18 protein-coding genes are annotated in these 19,582 nt (G+C 46.1%); 10 read left to right on the top strand and 8 right to left on the bottom strand.

Going from position 1 to position 19,582, the window contains the following annotated elements:
• Positions 1-671: IS630 family transposase (locus AKL11_RS15740; protein WP_067519132.1), on the bottom strand; the 671-nt coding region annotated here is incomplete at its 3' end.
• A gap of 129 nt (positions 672-800) precedes the next feature.
• Between AKL11_RS15740 and AKL11_RS15735 the strand changes: the two genes are divergently transcribed.
• From AKL11_RS15735 to AKL11_RS15715, 5 genes are all read left to right on the top strand, one after another.
• Positions 801-1,178, top strand: coding sequence for a hypothetical protein (locus AKL11_RS15735; protein ID WP_216636809.1), 378 nt, complete (start codon positions 801-803; stop codon positions 1,176-1,178).
• A gap of 27 nt (positions 1,179-1,205) precedes the next feature.
• Positions 1,206-1,649, top strand: a complete 444-nt coding sequence (locus AKL11_RS15730) for a baculoviral IAP repeat-containing protein (protein ID WP_157673598.1) — start codon at positions 1,206-1,208, stop codon at positions 1,647-1,649.
• 99 nt (positions 1,650-1,748) lie between these two features.
• Positions 1,749-2,402, top strand: a complete 654-nt coding sequence (locus AKL11_RS15725; protein WP_067519125.1) for a thiopurine S-methyltransferase — start codon at positions 1,749-1,751, stop codon at positions 2,400-2,402.
• A 96-nt stretch (positions 2,403-2,498) separates the two neighbouring features.
• Positions 2,499-4,790, top strand: a complete 2,292-nt coding sequence (locus AKL11_RS15720; protein WP_067519123.1) for a DUF748 domain-containing protein — start codon at positions 2,499-2,501, stop codon at positions 4,788-4,790.
• Positions 4,791-5,144: 354 nt separating this feature from the next.
• Positions 5,145-6,902, top strand: coding sequence for a mechanosensitive ion channel domain-containing protein (locus AKL11_RS15715; RefSeq protein ID WP_253705215.1), 1,758 nt, complete (start codon positions 5,145-5,147; stop codon positions 6,900-6,902).
• A gap of 2 nt (positions 6,903-6,904) precedes the next feature.
• Here AKL11_RS15715 and AKL11_RS26280 read toward each other — a convergent pair whose 3' ends face one another.
• Positions 6,905-7,642: a UPF0149 family protein gene (locus AKL11_RS26280; protein WP_157673597.1), complete on the bottom strand. Its 738-nt coding sequence runs from the start codon at positions 7,640-7,642 to the stop codon at positions 6,905-6,907.
• A gap of 340 nt (positions 7,643-7,982) precedes the next feature.
• On the opposite strand from AKL11_RS26280, the gene nrdD reads away from it, so the two are divergent.
• Together nrdD and nrdG are read left to right on the top strand one after the other, a co-directional pair.
• Positions 7,983-10,103 carry an anaerobic ribonucleoside-triphosphate reductase gene (nrdD, locus tag AKL11_RS15705; RefSeq protein WP_067519119.1) on the top strand — a complete coding sequence of 707 codons (2,121 nt, stop codon included), beginning with the start codon at positions 7,983-7,985 and terminating at the stop codon, positions 10,101-10,103.
• A 6-nt stretch (positions 10,104-10,109) separates the two neighbouring features.
• Positions 10,110-10,580, top strand: coding sequence for an anaerobic ribonucleoside-triphosphate reductase-activating protein (nrdG, locus tag AKL11_RS15700; protein WP_067519117.1), 471 nt, complete (start codon positions 10,110-10,112; stop codon positions 10,578-10,580).
• A gap of 51 nt (positions 10,581-10,631) precedes the next feature.
• Here nrdG and AKL11_RS15695 read toward each other — a convergent pair whose 3' ends face one another.
• Positions 10,632-11,789: an IS4 family transposase gene (locus AKL11_RS15695; RefSeq protein WP_067519115.1), complete on the bottom strand. Its 1,158-nt coding sequence runs from the start codon at positions 11,787-11,789 to the stop codon at positions 10,632-10,634.
• A gap of 194 nt (positions 11,790-11,983) precedes the next feature.
• Between AKL11_RS15695 and AKL11_RS15690 the strand changes: the two genes are divergently transcribed.
• Entirely contained in the window at positions 11,984-12,865 is an 882-nt protein-coding gene (locus AKL11_RS15690) for an MATH domain-containing protein (RefSeq protein WP_067519113.1), read from the top strand.
• A 180-nt stretch (positions 12,866-13,045) separates the two neighbouring features.
• Here AKL11_RS15690 and AKL11_RS15685 read toward each other — a convergent pair whose 3' ends face one another.
• The 5 genes from AKL11_RS15685 to AKL11_RS15670 form a co-directional block, all read right to left on the bottom strand.
• Positions 13,046-13,684, bottom strand: a complete 639-nt coding sequence (locus AKL11_RS15685; RefSeq protein WP_067519111.1) for an ISAs1 family transposase — start codon at positions 13,682-13,684, stop codon at positions 13,046-13,048.
• 5 nt (positions 13,685-13,689) lie between these two features.
• On the bottom strand, positions 13,690-14,511 hold the full coding sequence (locus AKL11_RS15680) for an IS630 family transposase (protein ID WP_245673409.1): 822 nt from the start codon (positions 14,509-14,511) through the stop codon (positions 13,690-13,692).
• 388 nt (positions 14,512-14,899) lie between these two features.
• Positions 14,900-15,469, bottom strand: coding sequence for an ISAs1 family transposase (locus AKL11_RS15675; protein ID WP_253705232.1), 570 nt, complete (start codon positions 15,467-15,469; stop codon positions 14,900-14,902).
• Positions 15,470-15,573: 104 nt separating this feature from the next.
• A complete protein-coding gene (locus tag AKL11_RS24660) occupies positions 15,574-15,984 on the bottom strand; it encodes an ISAs1 family transposase (protein WP_095210423.1) in 411 nt (136 codons plus the stop codon).
• Positions 15,965-16,765: an ISAs1 family transposase gene (locus AKL11_RS15670; protein WP_067581837.1), complete on the bottom strand. Its 801-nt coding sequence runs from the start codon at positions 16,763-16,765 to the stop codon at positions 15,965-15,967. The genes AKL11_RS24660 and AKL11_RS15670 overlap by 20 nt, the downstream gene beginning before the upstream one ends.
• 388 nt (positions 16,766-17,153) lie before the next feature.
• Between AKL11_RS15670 and nth the strand changes: the two genes are divergently transcribed.
• Positions 17,154-17,786 (top strand): endonuclease III, encoded by a 633-nt coding sequence (gene nth, locus AKL11_RS15665; protein WP_067519107.1) that lies wholly within the window; start codon positions 17,154-17,156, stop codon positions 17,784-17,786.
• Between the two features lie 154 nt (positions 17,787-17,940).
• Positions 17,941-19,146, top strand: coding sequence for a tryptophan synthase subunit beta (trpB, locus tag AKL11_RS15660; protein ID WP_067519105.1), 1,206 nt, complete (start codon positions 17,941-17,943; stop codon positions 19,144-19,146).
• Positions 19,147-19,582: the final 436 nt, after the last annotated feature.

Genomic DNA, 19,582 nt, shown 5'->3' with positions numbered 1-19,582 from the left:
ACGGGATAATAGAACAGGTCGTTGCTCCGGTTCATAAACCCAAGTACGTTGATACGTTTACTCTTGACGGAGGGAATTCGAAGTTGCTCTCCCCTCGGCTGCCAGGCGTAGGGCACTGAAGGTTCTTGTGAAAATCCAGATTCATCGAAGTAAAAAAGATTAATAAGGCCGTTGTCTTCTGCCTCTTTTGCTTCACTAAGAGCCTTGTGGCAACTATCAAAGTGCTCTTGATCTCGCTTGTGACTGCATGAACGTCGAACTCGTTTGTAAACCATGCCAAGGCTGTTAGCCATRCGTCTCARCGTGKGCAGCGAAGTTTTTTTTTKGGTTTCTTCTTCAAGTACTGCTTTGGCGTGTCTTATACGACGTGGTTCATTTTTTACCAGCTCCTTGAAGCGAGCGACTTCTTCAGGGTTGAAGKTTAGAGGGACACCACCGCCATGGCTTTTATACAAGCCACGAATGCCAAAATCTTCCCACTGGTCTATCCAGTTAGAGATGGTCTGATATTGAGTGCTGAATACATCAGCTATTTGCTCAAGAGTATACCCACGGTGGCTTAGCAATACAGCATGAGCTCGTTCTCTCAAATACGGAGTAGGACCAAGGCGCGAAGCCTGTTGCAGTGTAGTGATGATAGCTGGATCAGTTATGTTGGAAACCGATTTCATGATGATCGTACAGGTGGAAACTATGAGGAAACAGTAGTTCAAAATTCCTGAGCCGGCTCGTAATGGATTAACTGATTGATCGGTTAGTCAGTTTATATGATTTCAAATGATCAACTACTTAATGAACTTATGAGCTTTCCTGCATACACCCCACCGTTCATGGATCGTGGATTTTCATTACTTCGTAGTGAATCGACAGACAGTAGTGAATCGACAGACAGTAGTGAATCGACAGACAGTAGTGAATCTGGCGGTCGCCTGTCACCGATACAAGAAGAACCAACTGGTGAGGCTTTCGCTTACAGAAAAGCAGCAGTGCTAGAAGCATTCCGAATTTTGAAACCTATTCCAGAAGATAGCCCTATCAGAAAAGCCATCAAAGCCATGCGAATCACGGAGAATCCTGCTCATCCAAACTACTCTACCAGAGAGAGTCGTGATGCAAGCTTCCCAGACGGCTTTTCAAACTTTTTCCTTGGTAATATTGATCAGTGGACAGAATCCTGAGCCTTCTATATTGGCTCTGGTGATGCTATGAAGTGCTTTTATTGTGGAGGAGGATTCTACGACATTGAACCTGACGATTATGCATTCGCATGCCATGCCGGACTGTATCCAAATTGCAGCTATATGCAGGAATTACTCGGCTCAAGCACTGTAAGAGCTGTAAAGTATTTAACCCTATCGGTTGACCCATACACACGTTTCCCGACTCCTAACCCTGACAACGCTGTCGACTACGATAATTTGGATAGCAAAGTCATTCGCTATTTGAAGGCCGAACCAAATATTCACCCTAAAATGAGCAGTGAAGTAATAGGCACCCTTATTGAAACATTCAAAACAGATAATGAAACAATAGATCAGGTTGAAGAGCGCATTGATACATTGGAGAGACTCGCAGCTTCAGAACAGGTTGACTGCAGTGAATGGACAACAGAAACCGCAGGTATTAAATACACAGAAGCGTTCTGGTAAGGTCACTTTCGTGACATTCACTGTTTATCTTCTTTCCAAGTGCCGCTATTGTTAGTGATTAACTCTTTCTAATGCCACCCAGAATGCGGGAAAACAATAATGACGGACACTACAGACTGGCAGGCTTTCTGGAAAAACAACGATATTGGCTTCCATCTGGATCAGCCGAACCCTCTGCTGGTAAAGCACTGGCCTAAGATTCGCGCCATGCCCGGCAATATGGTGTTTGTCCCTCTGTGCGGCAAAACACTGGACATGGTTGAGCTTCATCAACAAGGCCATTTCGTACTGGGTGCCGAGTTGAGCGATATCGCTGTTGAGGCATTTTTTGCTGAGCAAAAACTCAAAAGCAACCGTCAGAAAGCTGGTGAGCATGAATACTGGTCCTCTGATAATCTGGCTATCATCCATGGTGATTTCTTCACCTTAACAGAGAGCAGTGTACCGGCGCGTTTTGTTTATGATCGGGCTGCACTTGTGGCACTGCCACCAAAGATGCAAGAGCAATATGTTGCCCAGCTGTTACGGATTGCTCCAGATATTGAACAGATCCTATTGCTCACTATCGAATATGATCATCCGGAAAACATCGCCCCACCTTATGTCATCACTCCAGACAGAGTGCATGAGCTATTTGGTGAGCATTTTGAGATAGACCTTCTGGAAAGCAAGGACACCAGGCCCTCAGATAAAAAGCAGAAAATGGGACTTTCAGTTATTACCGAGCATGCTTTTAAGCTCGATCGGAAATAATTAAATACCCATCACATTTTTGGACTGATATGATTGACTTTCTCGATTAGCTTTCAAGTGTTGCAAGACACCTGACTCACATCATATCAAACAAAAATGATTAGAAAACTGGCGTCACTTTTCTTAAAAGCAATAACTGCTGTTGCCGTTGTCGGTTTTGGTATTATCCCTCCTTTGCTGCATATAGGAGTCTCTTTGGTTGGTAATCAATTACTAACCAAAGAAGTTAAGCTTGGGGCCGTCTACTTCAACCCATTTACTCTCAACCTGACCCTGGTTGCTCTGGATATTGAAGATACGGCGCAACTGTCGTCAATCTCCATTGATGCCCAATGGCAGGATCTGGCGCAGTTTATCTTTCCGCCTTCTAGCCAGCAGCGTACCTTTGCCCTGAACAGCATTCAGATCGATGAGCCGGCTACCAAACTGATATTTAATAAAAAAGGCATTGCCAATGTCGCTGCTTTACTCGCGCCAACAGCACAAAAGCCACAAGCTACTCCTGATGAGCCAGGCAAATCTGTTCACTTTCTCGTCAGAGAGACCACCCTTCGTAAAGGCAAGTTCCAGTTTACGGATCATCAATACACCCACAAGACGTCACCTTTTAACCTAACCCTTGATCACATTGATCTTGTGGGGCAGAACATTGGTTGGCCAGAATCCAGCACCGACATCACAATCAACACCCATTTAAACGACAGTACAAGGCTAACTAGCCAGCTGCATCTTCAGTTGGCAGAAGATCCTATCAACACCATTGCTTCAGGGGCCATCACCCTGAAGAAACTGAACCTACCGGATTTTCAGCCCATTATTTCTAAATATGCCAACGCAGAGTTAAAAAGCGGCAATTTAAACGTCGAAGCGCAGGTAAACTGGCAGCATACTGATGGAGTAGAGATTGAAAGCAATGCATCGATAGACAAGCTCCGCATTGATAGCACCATCAACCAGGAGCCAGTGGTTCGCTGGCTACACCTGCAAGTAAACGGGCTGGCTTATCGCGAAAGCGACAACCGCTTAACTGTCCAGCAGATCGCTTTGAGCGATCCTGAAGCCGTCATTGCTATCGATGAAAACCTCCAAGTTAATCTTGCCGCACTCGCCAAAGAAACGAGCAGTACCGCCCAACAACCCACAGCACCCGGCTACTCTCCAGAAAGTTCTCCAGAGAAAGATAACGCCCGGGATTTCAGCCTGGCAATAAAGACATTCTCCATAGCAAACGGCGCCATGGACTTTTCCGATCGTTCTTTTGAGCCAGGTTTTGCAACACCTATCGTCAACCTCAATGGTAAAGTCTCCGGCTTTGACTCCAAAAGTCAGACACCAGCCACCATCGACATCGCTGGGAGAGTTGACCGCTACGCCCCGGTAACGATTCAGGGAGCCATAAACCCATCATCGCCCCTTGACCAAACCAATCTCTCAATGTCGTTCAAAAATCTTGAACTAACGACACTAACACCCTATTCCGGACGATTTGCCGGATACTCCATTCAGAAAGGTCGGATGCATCTGGATCTGAATTACGGTATTCGTAATCACCAACTTTCCGCCACCAATGAGATGTTGCTGGACAAGCTGATACTGGGCAGCAAAGTTGACAGTGACGAAAGCGTTGACCTGCCGATTCGCCTTGCAATTGCCCTGCTCAAAGACCGAAATGGTCAAATTGATATTAAGCTGCCAGTCAGTGGTGACTTGGATAACCCGGAATTCAAGCTTGGCCCTATTATCCGCACGGCGTTGTTTAATTTAATTACCAACCTTATCTCAGCTCCCTTTGATCTGCTGGCATCACTGGTCGGCGGCAGTGCTGAAGAGATGCAGTTCATCAATTTTGCACCCGGTGAATTTTCACTCCAGCAATACCAGCAAATCGAATCTCTGGATAAACTGGCAAAAGCACTTCAGGAAAGACCTGAACTGCAACTGGAAGTAACAGGCAAAACCGCCAACCAGTCGGACTGGCCTCTGGTGGCAGAAAAACTGCTGAATGAACAACTGTATAAATCTTGGATCAATACGCTGGAAAACCAGCAGCAGCCAATTCCCGAATCCACATCCTTATCCATGATAAATCCAGAAGTTCATTTGCAACTGCTGACCCAAGTCGCCACTAAAATGAATGACTCTGGTCGTGCAACTATCGCGTTGGAAAACAATAATATAGCCAGTATTACTGAGCAGCTGATTCAGCAATGGCCCTACAATGAAGCTGCCATGAGAGAGCTTGCGATCGACCGGGCTAAAGAAATTAAAGACTACCTGATGAACGAGGGTGGCTTAGCGCCAGAGCGTATCTATCTGCTGGATGTGCAGCACCTGGCGAAAGGCACTGAAGAACAAATAGCTACGGAATTACAATTGGATGCAGGGTAAGAAGCCAACCAATAAACGGCAGTGAACTTTTTCTATTGCCCTCGTTCCCATGCTCCAGAGGCTGTTGCAAAAGCCCTGGTTCCCATGCTTTGCGTGGGAACGAGGTTTCTGGAGTTTTGCGACACCCTCTCCAGCGTGGGAATGCATACCCCAAACATCAGGTTTTCCGGCTCCCACGCAAAGCATGGGAGCCAGGGTTGAAGGGTTTCGCGACAACCTCGGAGCATGGAAACGAGGCGCGATATCTGAATACCGGATCTGCACCCCATAATAAACGTCAGTGAACTTTTTCTACCGAGCCATCTGCAGCACCTAAACTACACAGGAGACTGATATCTAATCTGGAGGTCTCCAGTGTTTCGAACTTTACTTCTGTCACTTTTTTTCTGCACATTTGTTAATGCCGCCGACAATCAAGACTCGCCTCAAGAACCCAAAGCACCACCGCCGCCATTAACGGCTGAACTGCAAAAACAATACAAAACCGCTTCCGCTGCCATCAAGGCAACAGAAATCAAAATGAAAAAGATGGAGACCAATTGGGGGAAAACCCAATCCGAAGTCAACAGAGACCTCATACAACAACAGGCATCCGTCGATATCAATTTGTTAGCGAAGCAAATAAACGACACTATCAAACAATTACAAGCCAGTCCGGCAACCATTGACGCGCCCAAACGCATTGTTGATCTGGTCCATGCAGAAAACCGTTTCTTCGAGCAGCGGTTAACGTTTGCCTCCACCGATCTGCAAAATCTTTTTGCCAAATACGAACATGCCACCATCGATCAGCAAGTCCTGACTATTTTCAACATTGATGATTTTTACCACTACATCAACATCCTGATGGTTGAGCGCGAAAAAAATCTTAAATTACTGCAAAGCATGGGTATAGACGTCACTGATCAAGAAGATGAATTGAATCAGGAAATCACCCTGTACGCCGATTTCATGGCCTCTTTTCTGCGCAGCAATGCCCGCCAGAATTCACTGTTACAGGATGAGTTAAAGACGCTTCCTGCGGATGCACGAAGCACACTGGAGGCGAAAGCCGCCTCTCAGAACCGATTGGTGCAAAGTGCAGTGGCCAACCTGAAAGACGTCGTTATGATAATGGAAGACCAAGATCTTCCGGTTGAGCAATATAACGAATTGCTGTTCAAAACCACCGGTAACCTTGCCGAAGCCGTTTTCAATCTGGATACCATGAAAGCGGTGGTTGCCGGGCTTTGGGTGGATCTCACCGCATGGTTAAAATCCAATATCTCCAGCATGCTCTCACGGGTCATTCTTTTTGTTCTGTTAATGATTGGTGCCGTGCTACTGGCTCGACTGGTTCGTCTGCTGATATCCCGGGCTGTCACCCATAAAAAAGCTGGTTTCAGCACATTGGTTCAGGATTTTTTTATAAAAGTCGGTGGCAATATCGTCATTATCTTTGGCGTCTTGTTTTCGCTGGCCCAAATAGGTTGGGACTTAACACCGGTACTGACCGGTCTTGGAGTCGCCGGTATCGTGATCGGTTTTGCCCTGCAAGATACCCTTTCCAACTTTGCTTCTGGCATGATGATTTTGATCTATCGCCCGTTTGATGTGGGGGATTTTGTCGAAGCCGGTGGCGTTGCGGGTAAAGTGGGCAAAATGAGTCTGGTAAATACCACCATCCGAACCTTTGATAATCAGGTGTTTATGGTTCCCAATGCAAAAATCTGGGGTGAAACCATTAAGAACATGACCGCTGAGCGGATTCGCCGGGTGGATATGGTGTTTGGTGTCGCCTATGGCGATCAGATCGAGCGCGTCGAAACCATTCTCTGCGATATCGTCACCAGCCACCCAAGTACGTTGAAAACACCAGAACCGATGATTAAGGTTCATGTACTCAATGAGTCTTCAGTGGACTTTATTGTACGACCATGGGTGAAGACAGATGATTACTGGGATGTTTACTGGGATATCACGCGGGAAGTAAAGATTCGGTTTGATCGGGAAGGTGTAACCATTCCATTCCCTCAAAGGGAGCTGCACTTTCATGGAAGTGAAGATACAAATAAAAATAAAGATGGAAATGGAACCGGAAGCTTTCCTTCCGGCGATGTTAACATTGCCTGAGGTTATTTTTCCCCGCAGCACTTCTTGTATTTTTTACCGCTGCCACAGCTGCATGGGGCATTCCGCCCCACCTTAGTCACCGTAACCGGGGCGGTTTTTGCAGTAGATACCTGCCAGATCTTACGAATATCATGACACATGACGGCCATTTCCCGAGCGACGGCAGGCATGGCATCCAGCATTTTATTCACATTTGGGCCACCGGGCTTCTTTGCTTTTTCCAGCAGGCTGTCTGCACGACTCCAAACGTTCAACAGAAGCATACAGCTGGACCAGGACTCTTCCATAGGCTTAACCTTGGGGTGTTTCAACACCTGAGTCCATACATCCATCAGCAGTTCACTGCCCTGGCCATAACCCATGGCCCATTCCTTCAGACGAGAAAAGTTCGATGAATAAATATCTTCTGCACGACACTCTTCGGGCAATACTTCCTGACCAGAGGTAATGGTGTGTCTTATTTTTTCCAGAAGGTTGAAAAGGATGTGACGAACATCATCCTCCTGCTCCTTAGACGTAAACACCGGTTGTTTCGAGGCTAAAGCCAACGCCATCCAGCGATCGGGAGTGACAGTGACCGGAGAGTTCGCAATAGCAAACATAAGCCCTTTAATGGCGGTGACCGTCATGGTTCTACCATGATCCGGCGGGCAGGAAACCAGATAGGCTGACAGCATCTTTTCCTGCATAGGATCATATTCACAGTTTGCCAGGGCAACTTTTCCGTGACTTGGGCTCAACTCACTCTCCACATCGATGTTCAAAAAGGGTGGCTGATCATCGCACCAACGCTGCCTTTCAGCAATATGTCACATTAACCCAACATAACGGTATCTACCTAGACGACATATATCCTTTGATTGCACTTATGCTCCGCCGTCAGTGATCCCTGACTTTTCCACTCAACAAGGAAATTCCGGTGGATTTTGCGTTTTGTCAATATTGCAGAACGCGAAATTTTGGAGGATCATTACCACCGAAAACACTACATCTAGTGCTTAACTTAACACCACACCACAATTTATTGACATCGCTCGGTACTATGAGTCAGATGCCTTATTCTTATTCCCGGAGTTACCCATGACAGAGATCATCAAACGTGATGGCTCACGGCAGCCTTTTGATGCAGAACGAATTGTCAAAGCCGTCGCCAGCGCCTTGAATGATGCTCATATCAAGGATAACGATTTTGCGGAATACGTTGGTAAAAAAGTGGCCAATACCGTAGCGCCTAAGAAGCAGGTGGACATCTACGATATTCAGAATCAGGTAGAAGACCTAATGATGAGCAGCGAACACCATAATGCTGCCCGTAAATACATTGAATACCGCCAGACCCGCGATATCGAACGGGAGTCGCGTAACGCCCTCAGCAAAGACATTCTCAGCATTATCAACCAGGATAATGAAGAGATCATGAATGAAAATGCCAACAAAGACAGTCAGATAATCCCAACTCAACGGGATTTGCTGGCAGGCGTTGTTGCTCGTCATTATGCCAAGCAGCACATCCTGCCAAGGCACATTACTGAAGCCCATGACCGTGGTGAAATTCATTATCACGATCTGGACTATTCTCCCTTCTTCCCAATGTTCAACTGCATGTTGATCGATATCGAAGGAATGATGACCAATGGCTTCCGTATGGGTAACGCGGAAATTGAAACGCCGAAGTCCATCACGACCGCGGCGGCCATTACTGCTCAGATCATTGCCCAGGTGTCCAGCCATATCTATGGCGGCACCAGCATCAATGAAATTGATCGAATTCATGCACCCTACGTCACCAAAACCTACGAAAAACATCTTCAGCAAGGTATGCGCTGGATTGGCGATGAGCAGAAAGCCCGCGACTTTGCCATGGAAATGACCGAGAAAGATTGCAATGACGCTTATCAGGCGCTGGAATACGAGGTCAACACACTGCACACCGCTAATGGACAGACGCCGTTTGTTACTTTTGGTTTTGGTCTGGGAACCAGCTGGGAAGAGCGTCTGGTGCAGAAGTCCATTTTGCAGAATCGTATTCGTGGCCTAGGCAAAAACCGCAAGACACCGGTATTTCCAAAGCTGGTCTTTGCCATCCGTAAAGGCGTGAACTTTGCCCAGGAAGATCCTAACTACGACATCAAGCAACTGGCTCTTGAGTGTGCCAGTAAGCGTATGTATCCGGACATTTTGAACTACGACAAGCTGGTAGAAGTCACTGGCAGTTTTAAAACCCCTATGGGCTGTCGTTCATTTCTGGGCGTTTATGAAGAAGAAGGCAAGTTAATTCACGACGGGCGTAACAATCTAGGCGTGGTTTCCCTAAACTTGCCACGTATTGCTATTGAAAGTAAGGGCAGTGAAGAAACATTCTACCAATTATTGGAAGAGCGCCTGAAGGTGGCTAAAGATGCCCTCATGAGTCGCATTCATCGACTGGATAATGTCCGTGCCAGAGTCGCGCCAATCCTTTACGTCGAGGGTGCTTGCGGTGTTCGCTTAAAGCCAGACGACAAAGTCAGTGAGATTTTCAAAAATGGTCGTGCTTCCATTTCTCTGGGCTATATTGGCGTCCATGAAACCATCAATGCTCTGTATGGCAATGGTGATATCTACGACAGTGAAGCGCTCCGCCAGAAAGGTGTGGCCATCATTGCAACACTGCGAGCGACAGTCAATCAGTGGAAAGAAGAAACCGGGTACGGCTTTAGTCTTTACTCGACACCCAGCGAAAGTCTCTGCGACCGCTTCTGTCGCTTAGACAAGAAAAAGTTTGGTGTGATTGAAGGCGTAACGGAAAAGGGTTACTACACCAACTCCTTCCATCTGGATGTTGAGAAAAAAGTAAACCCATACGACAAGGTAGACTTTGAGCAAGTGTATCCAAAACACGCCAGTGGTGGTTTTATCTGTTACGGTGAATACCCGAACATGGTCAACAATCTCAAAGCTCTGGAAAACGTCTGGGACTATACTTACGACAAAGTGCCTTACTACGGTACGAATACGCCCAATGATTCCTGCTACAGCTGTGGCTACGAAGGTGAATTCAATGCCACCAGTCGTGGCTTTGAATGTCCACAGTGTAAAAACCGGGATTCAGACCGTATGTCGGTTACCCGTCGTGTTTGTGGATATCTCGGCCAACCCAATAGTCGCCCTTTTATCAAGGGTAAGCAGGAAGAAGTGGTTCGTCGTGTGAAACATCTGTAATCCGCTATGAATTATCTGCAGTATTATCCTATTGACGTGGTCAATGGTGAAGGCACTCGCTGCACGCTGTTCGTCAGCGGCTGCGAGCACTTCTGTAAAGGATGCCATAACTCATCAACTTGGGATGCCCGCATGGGGCATCCTTTTGATCAGGCCATGGAAGACAGGATTATTGAAGACTTGGGTGATGCGCGCATCAAGCGTGATGGGCTATCACTGTCAGGCGGTGACCCACTGTATCCCGGTAATCTCACGGGGATTCTTAAACTGGTTAAAAGAGTCAAAGAAACCTATCCAGAGAAGAATGTTTGGCTTTGGACGGGTTACACTATTGAAGAGCTGAGCACAGCCCAGAAAGAGGTCATCCAATACGTTGACGTGATGATTGATGGTCGTTTTGAGCTGGACAAAAGAGACTTAAGTTTACCTTGGAGAGGCAGCAGCAATCAGCGCATTATAAAACTCACCAATGGCTAGGAGGCTGACCGAGAATAGCCAAATCAGTTATGATAAACAACTACTGTCCGGTTAAGCATAAACCAGCTCCAGGCTCCCCTGATTCCGGGGTAAATTGGCTTCAATTCTATCCGGCGGATCACTGAATAATTCCAACAAAGAGCACCGACGGGTCAGGTTAAGACTGATTCTTCGGGCTATTTGCTGTAACGACAACTTGCAGGATGTTGTGATCTGAGCCAATCGCAGCAGGAGGTAGGCAATCATTGCTATGAGCACCTGTATTTTTACTGCATTTTCACTGCGCCCAAGGAACCGCTTGACCTTCAGATTCTGTTTAATCCACTTRAAGAACAGCTCGATCTGCCAGCGTGATTTATACAAGGCAGCAATCTCTGCAGCACTTCTCCTCAGATCGTTACTGATAAACACCAGTACTTTGCCGTCTTCTTTCCGGCAAATCYTGACCCGCCTGAGATCAACCGGGCAGTCTTTTCTACCTTTGTCAGAAGAGAGCCTGATGATTTGGTCTTCCAGAATAGAGTCTTCTGTTGTTTCACGACATTCKACGACTTCATAGACTGCTGATGTTTTCATCCTGCCCACAAATTGCGTGCCCTGACAGGTCATTTCGTGATACCAGCTGTAGTCGTCGTAAGCCCGGTCAAAAACATAGGTGACACCTGCCATGATGGGAAGGTTCTGAGCCGCTTTGCAGTCATTCTTCTTGGCGGTGGTCAGTTCGAAAAAAGTGGGAGTATCGGCCTTCGGGTCATACACCGTATGAAGCTTTATGCCGCCTTTAGTTTTTCGAAAATGCGCCCACTCAAACTGGTTCAAATTTAAGTCAATGGTCGTGGAATCAATCAGGCGCACCATTTCATTGCCCGCTCCCCGAGGCAGATGGCTTCTGACCTTTTGTAGTAGAAAGAAAAAGGTTTCTTCGAAAATACTGGCCGCCCGAGTGCTGTTGGCATCCGRCAATGAAGAACGCTTTATGCGAGAGACACCCAAATGGTAATGGTGGTTGTGGCAGGCATTAAAATTCTCAACCAGATCCCGAATGGAAACGCGGCTGGCCAGTTGAGCAAACATCATGGAAACGAGCTGAGTCCAGCATGTCAGAGTTCTGATTCGATGATYCCCATTGTGTCGATCAACTACCTTCTGAAACTGGTGACGTGGGATTGTTTTGAGTAACTGTTGGAAAACGCTGTTATGATGCTTCATGCCTGTCTCTCTTGTTCTGTAAAATAGCTGTCTCGACAACCGCAATTTTACCGTAGATCAACAGAGACAAGCACTTCAGTTCTTCCCCAGATTTTTAACCGGACAGCAGTGACGGGACACAAGTTGTTAAGCAACTTAAAAAGTTCGTCCTGCAGCAATTCGAAGATAATGGAAAAAAGATACAATCTCTGGAAATGGCTCTGCAGCAGATTGTTGCCAAAGCAGATTTGGGGATACAGGAGGCTCGGCTAGGCATAAGTAAAGCAGACTGGATTAAAGAACATGCTTTAGGCAATGGATTTGAAGATGACAAGACGACTGTGACATCCATGTTTAATAATGTTGAGTCTCATGTCGGTGAGCTTGAAGGTAAGGTCGAACAACTGACTCAAGAAAATAAAAACAAAGATCAGCTGTTAAAAGAACTGCAGGAATCAGTGGATGGTTTAACAGCCAAGTTTATGGCTCAGGCAAAAAATCTGAGTGTACTGGAGCATCAAACACTGAATGGTGCTCTCCAGCGAATAAGTAAAATGGAGTCATTGCAAACAAAGACAACCAGTTATAACGGGCGACTTATCTGGAAAATAGAGAACTTTAGCCAAGAGAGAGAGAAGGCTGTTAAAGGAGAGCAACCAGCAATTTACAGTGAACCATTCTATACAAGCACTTATGGTTATAAACTCGGTCTGGTGGCATATTTGAATGGCGATGGCCCGGGGAAGAGAACGCACCTAAGTCTTTTCTTTATTGTTTATAAAGGTGAATACGATGCGCTGCTTAACTGGCCCTTTAACCGCAAAGTAACACTTGAACTTATAAGTCAGGATGCATCCAGGCCCGATTTGACTGATTCTTTCAAACCAGACAAATCTGACAGTTATTTTCGTCCTCTAAGCAACTCAATAAGAAATAAAGCCACGGGTTGCCCTTTGTTTGTTAGCTTGGATGTGATAGAGGAACAAAATATATATCAAAAAAATGGTGTGGTTTTGCTTGGTGCAAGAGTAGAAACTCAATCCAGACCCGCTTCGGTGTCTCAACAGGGCGGAGGCATCGGATGCACTATAGTTTAATTTCTAATCCTACTCATGACATCCAAGCTTTTAGATAGAGTCTTATCAGGTTATTTAATCTGTATTTCTCCCGAGATTGCCAAAATGAAACCAATATATGGAATTTTCACACACAAGCTGACTGCCTTATACAAAGCTTGGATCTTACAACGCTCCTACAGGTCAGTTTAAATCAAACGATTAGTCAGGACGCAACGTCTCCAGTACCAGCTCAGTTCGATAGTCCGCATCTAATCCTGCCAGCTCAATCCGCCTTGCCATACTTTCTTTCTCAAAGCGACAGCTTTTCTTGTGAGCATTGAAACACCAGCGCCTAACCGTCGCTATGTTTTTTGCCGCTGTTCTCTCATGGATTTTAGAAGCGTCTTCCCTAAAGCTGACATCCAACGACAAATGTTGCCCATTTTCAGTGCTCCAGTGGTTCCGTGCTGCACTCAGAACACTGGCTGCCGTCATCTCCCTGCTTTCAATATAAAAGTGCAACTCTGTTGTTTGCTTTTTGCCGATCAATCGGTCTCTCTGGATAACCGAGAATTGCTGAAGCCCAGGCCACTCTTGCTTTGGGTCAATATCCGCTACATTATTAAACACCCAGCAACGGCGGTGTTCTTGCCGCCCCTTGTTTTTTTCAATAGTTTCTGCAAAGGCGGGATTAWTATCTTCAGGCTTTGGATCCTTCTGATGATTTTCCAGATATTGAGTGAAACAGGCTTCGATATTGCTACTCAGTGTGGGCTGATTTTCCTTCGCACAAAGTAAATAATCGGCCTTTTTTTCAATGATTTTTTTGCAGATAAACCAAAACTCACTTGAAACCATCGGTTTTATTTTGGTTTTGGCTTAACCGGTTTTCTGAGCACCTCTTCCTCCTCGTCAAGAGACGTCTTGGTATGGAGTCTGTCGGCTAACTCGACTGGTTTTTGGTTAATCTGCACGCAGAAGGCTTTGACATTCTTCACCAGTTCATCTTGGGTGCTATGACAATAATGATAAGTTACCTCCTCTCTCAACCAACGCCAAAGAGCCTCAACTGGCATAAAATCAGGACTGTACGGAGGTAGCCAGACTAGCTCTATTTTTAGATTTTTTGCAGCCTCGCAGACGTCAAATGACCGATGATAGGACGCACCATCCCAAATAACAGTAATTTGTCGTTCAAGATTCTCCTGTCGAATACGCTCCAGAACATTCACAGTATGTTGTGAATTGCCTTTGGGGTATGGCCAAATCCTAACCTGGCCCTCGTTGTAGTAATAAATCCCGTAAAACGTGACTTTGGATAGCCCTGGAGAGCAAGAAGACACAAAGAGTCTACCGCCTTTAGCTGACCACCCACTACCGATATCCGTATCCTGATGAATGTGCGCTTCGTCAATATAAACGATCAGTTTTTCTTGCCTGGTTGCCTGCTGAAGTAACGGCTCAAGCTGCTTCAGATAGTCTGCTCTTTTTTCAGGATCGGCACGATTCAGGAGCTTCTTCGCCTTTTTCCAGGAGATATTATTCCTTTTCAAAACACGGCGAATAGTTTCCCGGGAGCAAGTAAAGCTCCATTTCACCTTGCACCAGTTTACTAACCTTTTAAGAGTCCAGCGAGGGAGTGACGACTTTTCAGCATTTGCAGCGGCTTCAGCCGAACGGTGGATGGCTTGAGTGATGATTGAGGTAACGGTTAGACAAAAGGGGGGTGCCCGCCTGTACGCTTATACTGGAGAGCTTTTGGGCCGAATTCATTATAAGCTTTGATCCATTTCCACAAGGTGTGTGTTGCGCGTTTGGTGCTGAAGGCCACCTGTGAAGCGGATTGCTCACAACAGACTTGATAAAGGGCCATAAAGCGTTCGCGCGTCCTATGGTGAGGTTCTGATAATCCAGATTGATAGAGGCATTCTGGGGATTGATTCCATTTATCGTGTAGGACTTTAAGCATGAATCGAATAGTTATGGCAAAAAATGATCTGTAATTATACGTCTTGAATCGTTTTTCGTTTCATGCTTTGGATCAATTTATCTGCTCATTTAGAACCGTATGTTTCAAATGAGTTTTGGTTTAGTCTTCTGGCAGCCCATAGCGTCACTGGTGATCAAAGCGCCTTCCACAAAGAGGGTATCGATAACATCGGGTATGGCAGTGATCTCGTTGGATTTCATATCAACGGGAGTAAAGCCTAATATCAACTTAAGCTCTGAACTGTAGGCGCTAACGATATGAACCAGCTTTTTGCCTTTGGAAGGGCGAGAGCCACGCAGGGCCTTACCGTCTATCGCTATGACGTTGTCGTTTTTTTCAGGATGAGGCCCCATTTTGAGAGCATTCATCTCAGCTACCGTGTCTCTTACCCATTCAACAAACAACTGTGAAAAAGCTTCTGGATCAATCAGTTTGAAGACTGTTGCAATCGTATCATGGGAAGGAAAACCGTATGTATAAGGGAAAAACTGACGAAACCAAGATTGGTTGTATTTAGCGAACCATTCCATGCTTTTCCATTTAGTATGGCCACTCAGGATACTGATGTAAGCGATAAATATGATTTCTGGAAGAGGGTAAGTAATGTGAATCTCGCTACGAGGTTCAATGAGTGACTGGATCCTAACGACCATTGGTGTGTAGTTTGCCATTATCATACTTCTGGTTACACCGGAGGTATATTAATAGTACATTTGTCCTTCTCATGCCGCCGCCCTGGGTGTCTCAACATCAGGGCTTACGCACGAGGATAATCATTCGCATTTGAATCAGGATTCTGGCCAAACATAAAAGTCTTTAATAGTTCTGCCAGGTAATCATTATTCCAGCCAGCTCTCTTGCGTTTACGCTTCATGCTCCCCTTGCCCAACTTGTCCAGATTGAAAATATTCAGGCAAATTCTGCGTAAGATGGACAAGTTTTCTACTGCATTTTCATCACGGGTCTGACATGCATCTTCACTGAAAGCTATATCCAGCATCCAGTGCAAATTATTCTCCACTTCCCAGTGTGTTCGTGTAGCACAGAGCATCTCCCCGGCTGTCATCGTTTTACTGGTAATGTATAAACGTAGGGCAGTTGTCGCTACTCCATCGATGGTTCTGTCAGACTGAATGATGCCAAACTGCTTAAGCCCTTCCCACTCCATAATGGGTTGAGAGCTGACTCAGATCGTCAAAGACCCAGCAGCAGCGGTACTCTTTACGACCATGGCCTGTATTTCTCTGTTCTGCAAAGCTATTGCTGGGTAGGTCAGCAGGGTTCTGTTCCCAGTGGGCTTCAACAACTGCCTGGATATCTTTCTGCAAGGTTTTCTGATTACTTTTTACTGCAAGAAGGTAATCAGCTTCTTTTTCAATGCATTTGGCTGCAATGCTTTTTTGACAGCTGATCGCATCTGCTGTGATGAGCGCACCCTTCATATCAAGCATTTCGAAGAGTTCAGGGATCGCCGTTATTTCATTGGTTTTTGAGTCGACCTTTTTCTGGCCCAGTACCAGACGGAGGTTACTGCTCCAGGCACTGACCATATGAACAGCGCGTTTGCCCTTACTTTTTGAGCCGCGAATTGTCTTCCCATCAATAGGAATAATGTCAGTCAGGCTCTCTCCAGCAGGTAGCGCTTCTGAAAAGAAAGACCGAACCCAACGGATAAAACAGGTCTCAAAGACCTCTGGATCAAGAGCACAGAAGGTACAGTAAAAGGTGTCGTGTGAAGGAATTCCGAATGGAAGCTCCAGGAAAGTGCGGAGCCAGTCTTCTTTGTCATGACCATAGTTTTCCATATCCTCCCACGTCTCTCCATCGCTCATAATGGCGCAGATCGCTATTATCAGGATATCGATAAATTTGTGCTCGCAGCTGTTGCTCCGAGAGCGAGGGTCTTTGAGATCGTTGAGGAACATGATGAGAGGAGCAGGCTTGAGCATCGGGCACCGTAAAATTGGGCGACTATAAACGTACAGTGTTGTTAATTGAAGCCATTAATGATGGGGGCTGGTTGGTCAAATGCAAATGAGAATACTCATACGTAAGCCCTGGTCTCAACATGTGGCGCAGGCCGTTCAAAAAGCAACAACGCCTGCGGCTCCAAAGAAAAGTAGTGGTGGTTTATTTTTCAAAAAATAAGTAGTGCTCTCTGGATGCAGACCTTGACTGATTCAAAAGCGTTTTTGAATCAGTCAAGGTAGTCTTATCTGTTTATATCCTTTTCCTTCGTTGGAACGTGTAAGCCTTAAAGTAGAAAATACAGTTTTCCATAACTTTATGATTAGAATAGCCTGTAACAGTCAACAGTGTTTACTTGACGAGTAAAGGATGAATAAAGAAAAACGCACCCAGATTTTCAGCAGGCTTCGTGATGCTGATCCAAATCCAACCACAGAGTTAAACTACACCTCACCGTTTGAACTGCTGGTGGCGGTTATTCTGTCTGCCCAGGCAACCGATGTTGGAGTGAACAAGGCGACGGATAAGCTCTACCCGGCAGCCAATACACCAGAGGCTATTCTGGCGTTGGGAGTCGATGGGTTGAAAGATTACATAAAGACGATCGGTTTGTTTAACGCTAAGGCGGAGAACGTCATCAAGACTTGCCGTATCCTGATAGAAAAACACAACAGTATCGTTCCGGACAATCGTGAAGACCTTGAGGCCTTGCCGGGTGTAGGAAGAAAAACGGCAAACGTCGTTTTAAATACCGCGTTTAAACAACCAACCATGGCGGTGGATACCCATATTTTCAGGGTTTCCAACCGGACCGGCATTGCGCCTGGCAAAGATGTACTGGAAGTTGAAAAGCGTTTGGTGAGACTTATTCCAAAAGAGTTTTTGATGGATGCTCATCACTGGCTGATCTTGCATGGCCGATATGTATGTAAAGCCAGAAAGCCCCAGTGCGGCAGTTGTATCATTGAAGACCTATGTGAATACAAACAGAAAACGTCCTGATGGCTTTGATTCTGTTTATCACTTCATATAACGAGTTCAAAACGGTAGGACAAATATTGTAAATAATGGCATTCTTACAATGATAGAAAGATAACAAGTCAGGGCAATGATTAGCCCCAAGATAACAGAGATTATCTAACAGCAGGTAAGCGACATGAGTACAACAATAGAATTCGCACCCATGCCAGATGCCACTGGCCATTTTGGTGAGTATGGCGGCTCCATGGTTCCCCCGGCGCTTGAAAGAGCCATTGCTGACGTGACAGCAGCTTACGAAACCATCCAGCAGGACCCCGCTTTCCGCAAAGAATTGCATACGTTATACAAGCACTACGTAGGCAGGCCCAGCCCGATTTTTTATGCCAAACGACTATCAGATGCTATCGGTGGCGCGAAAATCTACCTCAAGCGGGAAGATTTGAATCACACCGGTGCCCATAAAATCAATCACGCCATTGGTGAGGCGCTGCTGGCAAAATACATGGGCAAGCAAAAGGTGGTTGCAGAGACCGGTGCGGGTCAGCACGGTGTTGCCATGGCAACTGCCTGTGCCCTGGTGGGGATTGAGTGTGAAATCCACATGGGACAGATTGATATTGAAAAAGAAGCGCCCAATGTCACACGTATGAAAATACTGGGCTGTAAAGTGGTCCCTGTGACGTTTGGTACCCGAACGCTGAAAGATGCGGTAGACAGTGCTTTTGAAGCCTATCTTGCTGATCCGGAAACTCAGTTGTATGCCATTGGTTCAGTGGTTGGCCCACACCCATTCCCCATGATGGTTCGTGATTTTCAACAGATTATCGGTGAAGAAGCCCGTGATCAGTTTCAGGAGATGGAAGGCAAGCTGCCAGATTATTTGATGGCCTGCGTCGGCGGCGGCAGTAATGCCATTGGTTTGTTTACCGCATTTTTAAACGACAACGATGTAAAGGTTATCGGCGTAGAGCCAGCCGGTAAAGGGCTGGACACTCCAGAACATGCAGCAACCATGACGTTGGGAAAACCGGGTGCAATCCATGGTTTCAAATGCTATGTGTTGCAGGATGAAGCCGGAGAGCCTTTACCGGTTCACTCTATTGCTTCCGGTCTTGATTATCCGGGTGTTGGTCCTCAGCACAGTTACTTGAAAGACATTGGTCGTGTGGAGTATCAGAGCGCAACGGATCAGGAGTGTCTGGATGCATTCATGGCGTTGTCTCGTAAAGAAGGCATTATTCCGGCGTTGGAAAGCGCTCATGCGGTTGCGTATGCAATGAAATTGGCGGGAGACCTGCCCTCTGACCAGAGTATTCAGGTTAACCTTAGTGGGCGCGGTGATAAAGACCTCGATTTTGTTGTTGAGAAGTTGGGGCTTTAATCTTTTCTGAAATCACCTGAGGTCTTTAATAGGTCTCAGGTGATGCTGTGGATTCACCGGTAGGATCTGTTGGATGCGTTGCTGTTTTGATTTCAGAAGGCAGTGGAAGCGCTATCTTTAATGGTGTAGCACCCGAGGTGCTCACGATGAAACAGTTCGCTCAGGGTTTGGGTGGGAAGGTGTTACCTATAATCATCAGAAATCAGTAGCTGGTGTGGGGTCTATTCACTATTCCTCAGCAATTCCCGCTGACAGCTTATTAATGCTCAAATTAATTGGTAATTCAAACCGCCATTTATTCAGGACGAACGAAGTCACGCTGACTAATGAGCAACAATATCCGCAAGTTCTAAACACAGGTTAAACAGGACTATCTTGAGTGCCACTATGTGGTATCAACAACCAAATGTTTCAAACTAACACTCCTGCCTTCAAT

Origin of the sequence: Endozoicomonas ascidiicola (assembly GCF_001646945.1) — a bacterium.
GTDB classification, from domain to species: domain Bacteria; phylum Pseudomonadota; class Gammaproteobacteria; order Pseudomonadales; family Endozoicomonadaceae; genus Endozoicomonas; species Endozoicomonas ascidiicola.
Note: the sequence above shows the minus strand (reverse complement) of the source record. Positions and strands in the feature narration are given on the sequence as shown.

What these genes read in the sequence shown, in the direction of transcription:
- AKL11_RS15730 (WP_157673598.1), top strand. Translation starts at nt 1,206, where the DNA reads ATGAAGTGCTTTTATTGTGGAGGAGGATTCTACGACATTGAACCTGAC.
- nrdD (WP_067519119.1), top strand. Translation starts at nt 7,983, where the DNA reads ATGACAGAGATCATCAAACGTGATGGCTCACGGCAGCCTTTTGATGCA.
- AKL11_RS15720 (WP_067519123.1), top strand. Translation starts at nt 2,499, where the DNA reads ATGATTAGAAAACTGGCGTCACTTTTCTTAAAAGCAATAACTGCTGTT.
- nrdG (WP_067519117.1), top strand. Translation starts at nt 10,110, where the DNA reads ATGAATTATCTGCAGTATTATCCTATTGACGTGGTCAATGGTGAAGGC.
- AKL11_RS15670 (WP_067581837.1), bottom strand. Translation starts at nt 16,765, where the DNA reads ATGCTCAAGCCTGCTCCTCTCATCATGTTCCTCAACGATCTCAAAGAC.
- AKL11_RS15675 (WP_253705232.1), bottom strand. Translation starts at nt 15,469, where the DNA reads ATGGTCGTTAGGATCCAGTCACTCATTGAACCTCGTAGCGAGATTCAC.
- AKL11_RS15725 (WP_067519125.1), top strand. Translation starts at nt 1,749, where the DNA reads ATGACGGACACTACAGACTGGCAGGCTTTCTGGAAAAACAACGATATT.
- AKL11_RS24660 (WP_095210423.1), bottom strand. Translation starts at nt 15,984, where the DNA reads ATGGAGTGGGAAGGGCTTAAGCAGTTTGGCATCATTCAGTCTGACAGA.
- nth (WP_067519107.1), top strand. Translation starts at nt 17,154, where the DNA reads ATGAATAAAGAAAAACGCACCCAGATTTTCAGCAGGCTTCGTGATGCT.
- AKL11_RS15735 (WP_216636809.1), top strand. Translation starts at nt 801, where the DNA reads ATGAGCTTTCCTGCATACACCCCACCGTTCATGGATCGTGGATTTTCA.
- trpB (WP_067519105.1), top strand. Translation starts at nt 17,941, where the DNA reads ATGAGTACAACAATAGAATTCGCACCCATGCCAGATGCCACTGGCCAT.
- AKL11_RS15690 (WP_067519113.1), top strand. Translation starts at nt 11,984, where the DNA reads ATGGCTCTGCAGCAGATTGTTGCCAAAGCAGATTTGGGGATACAGGAG.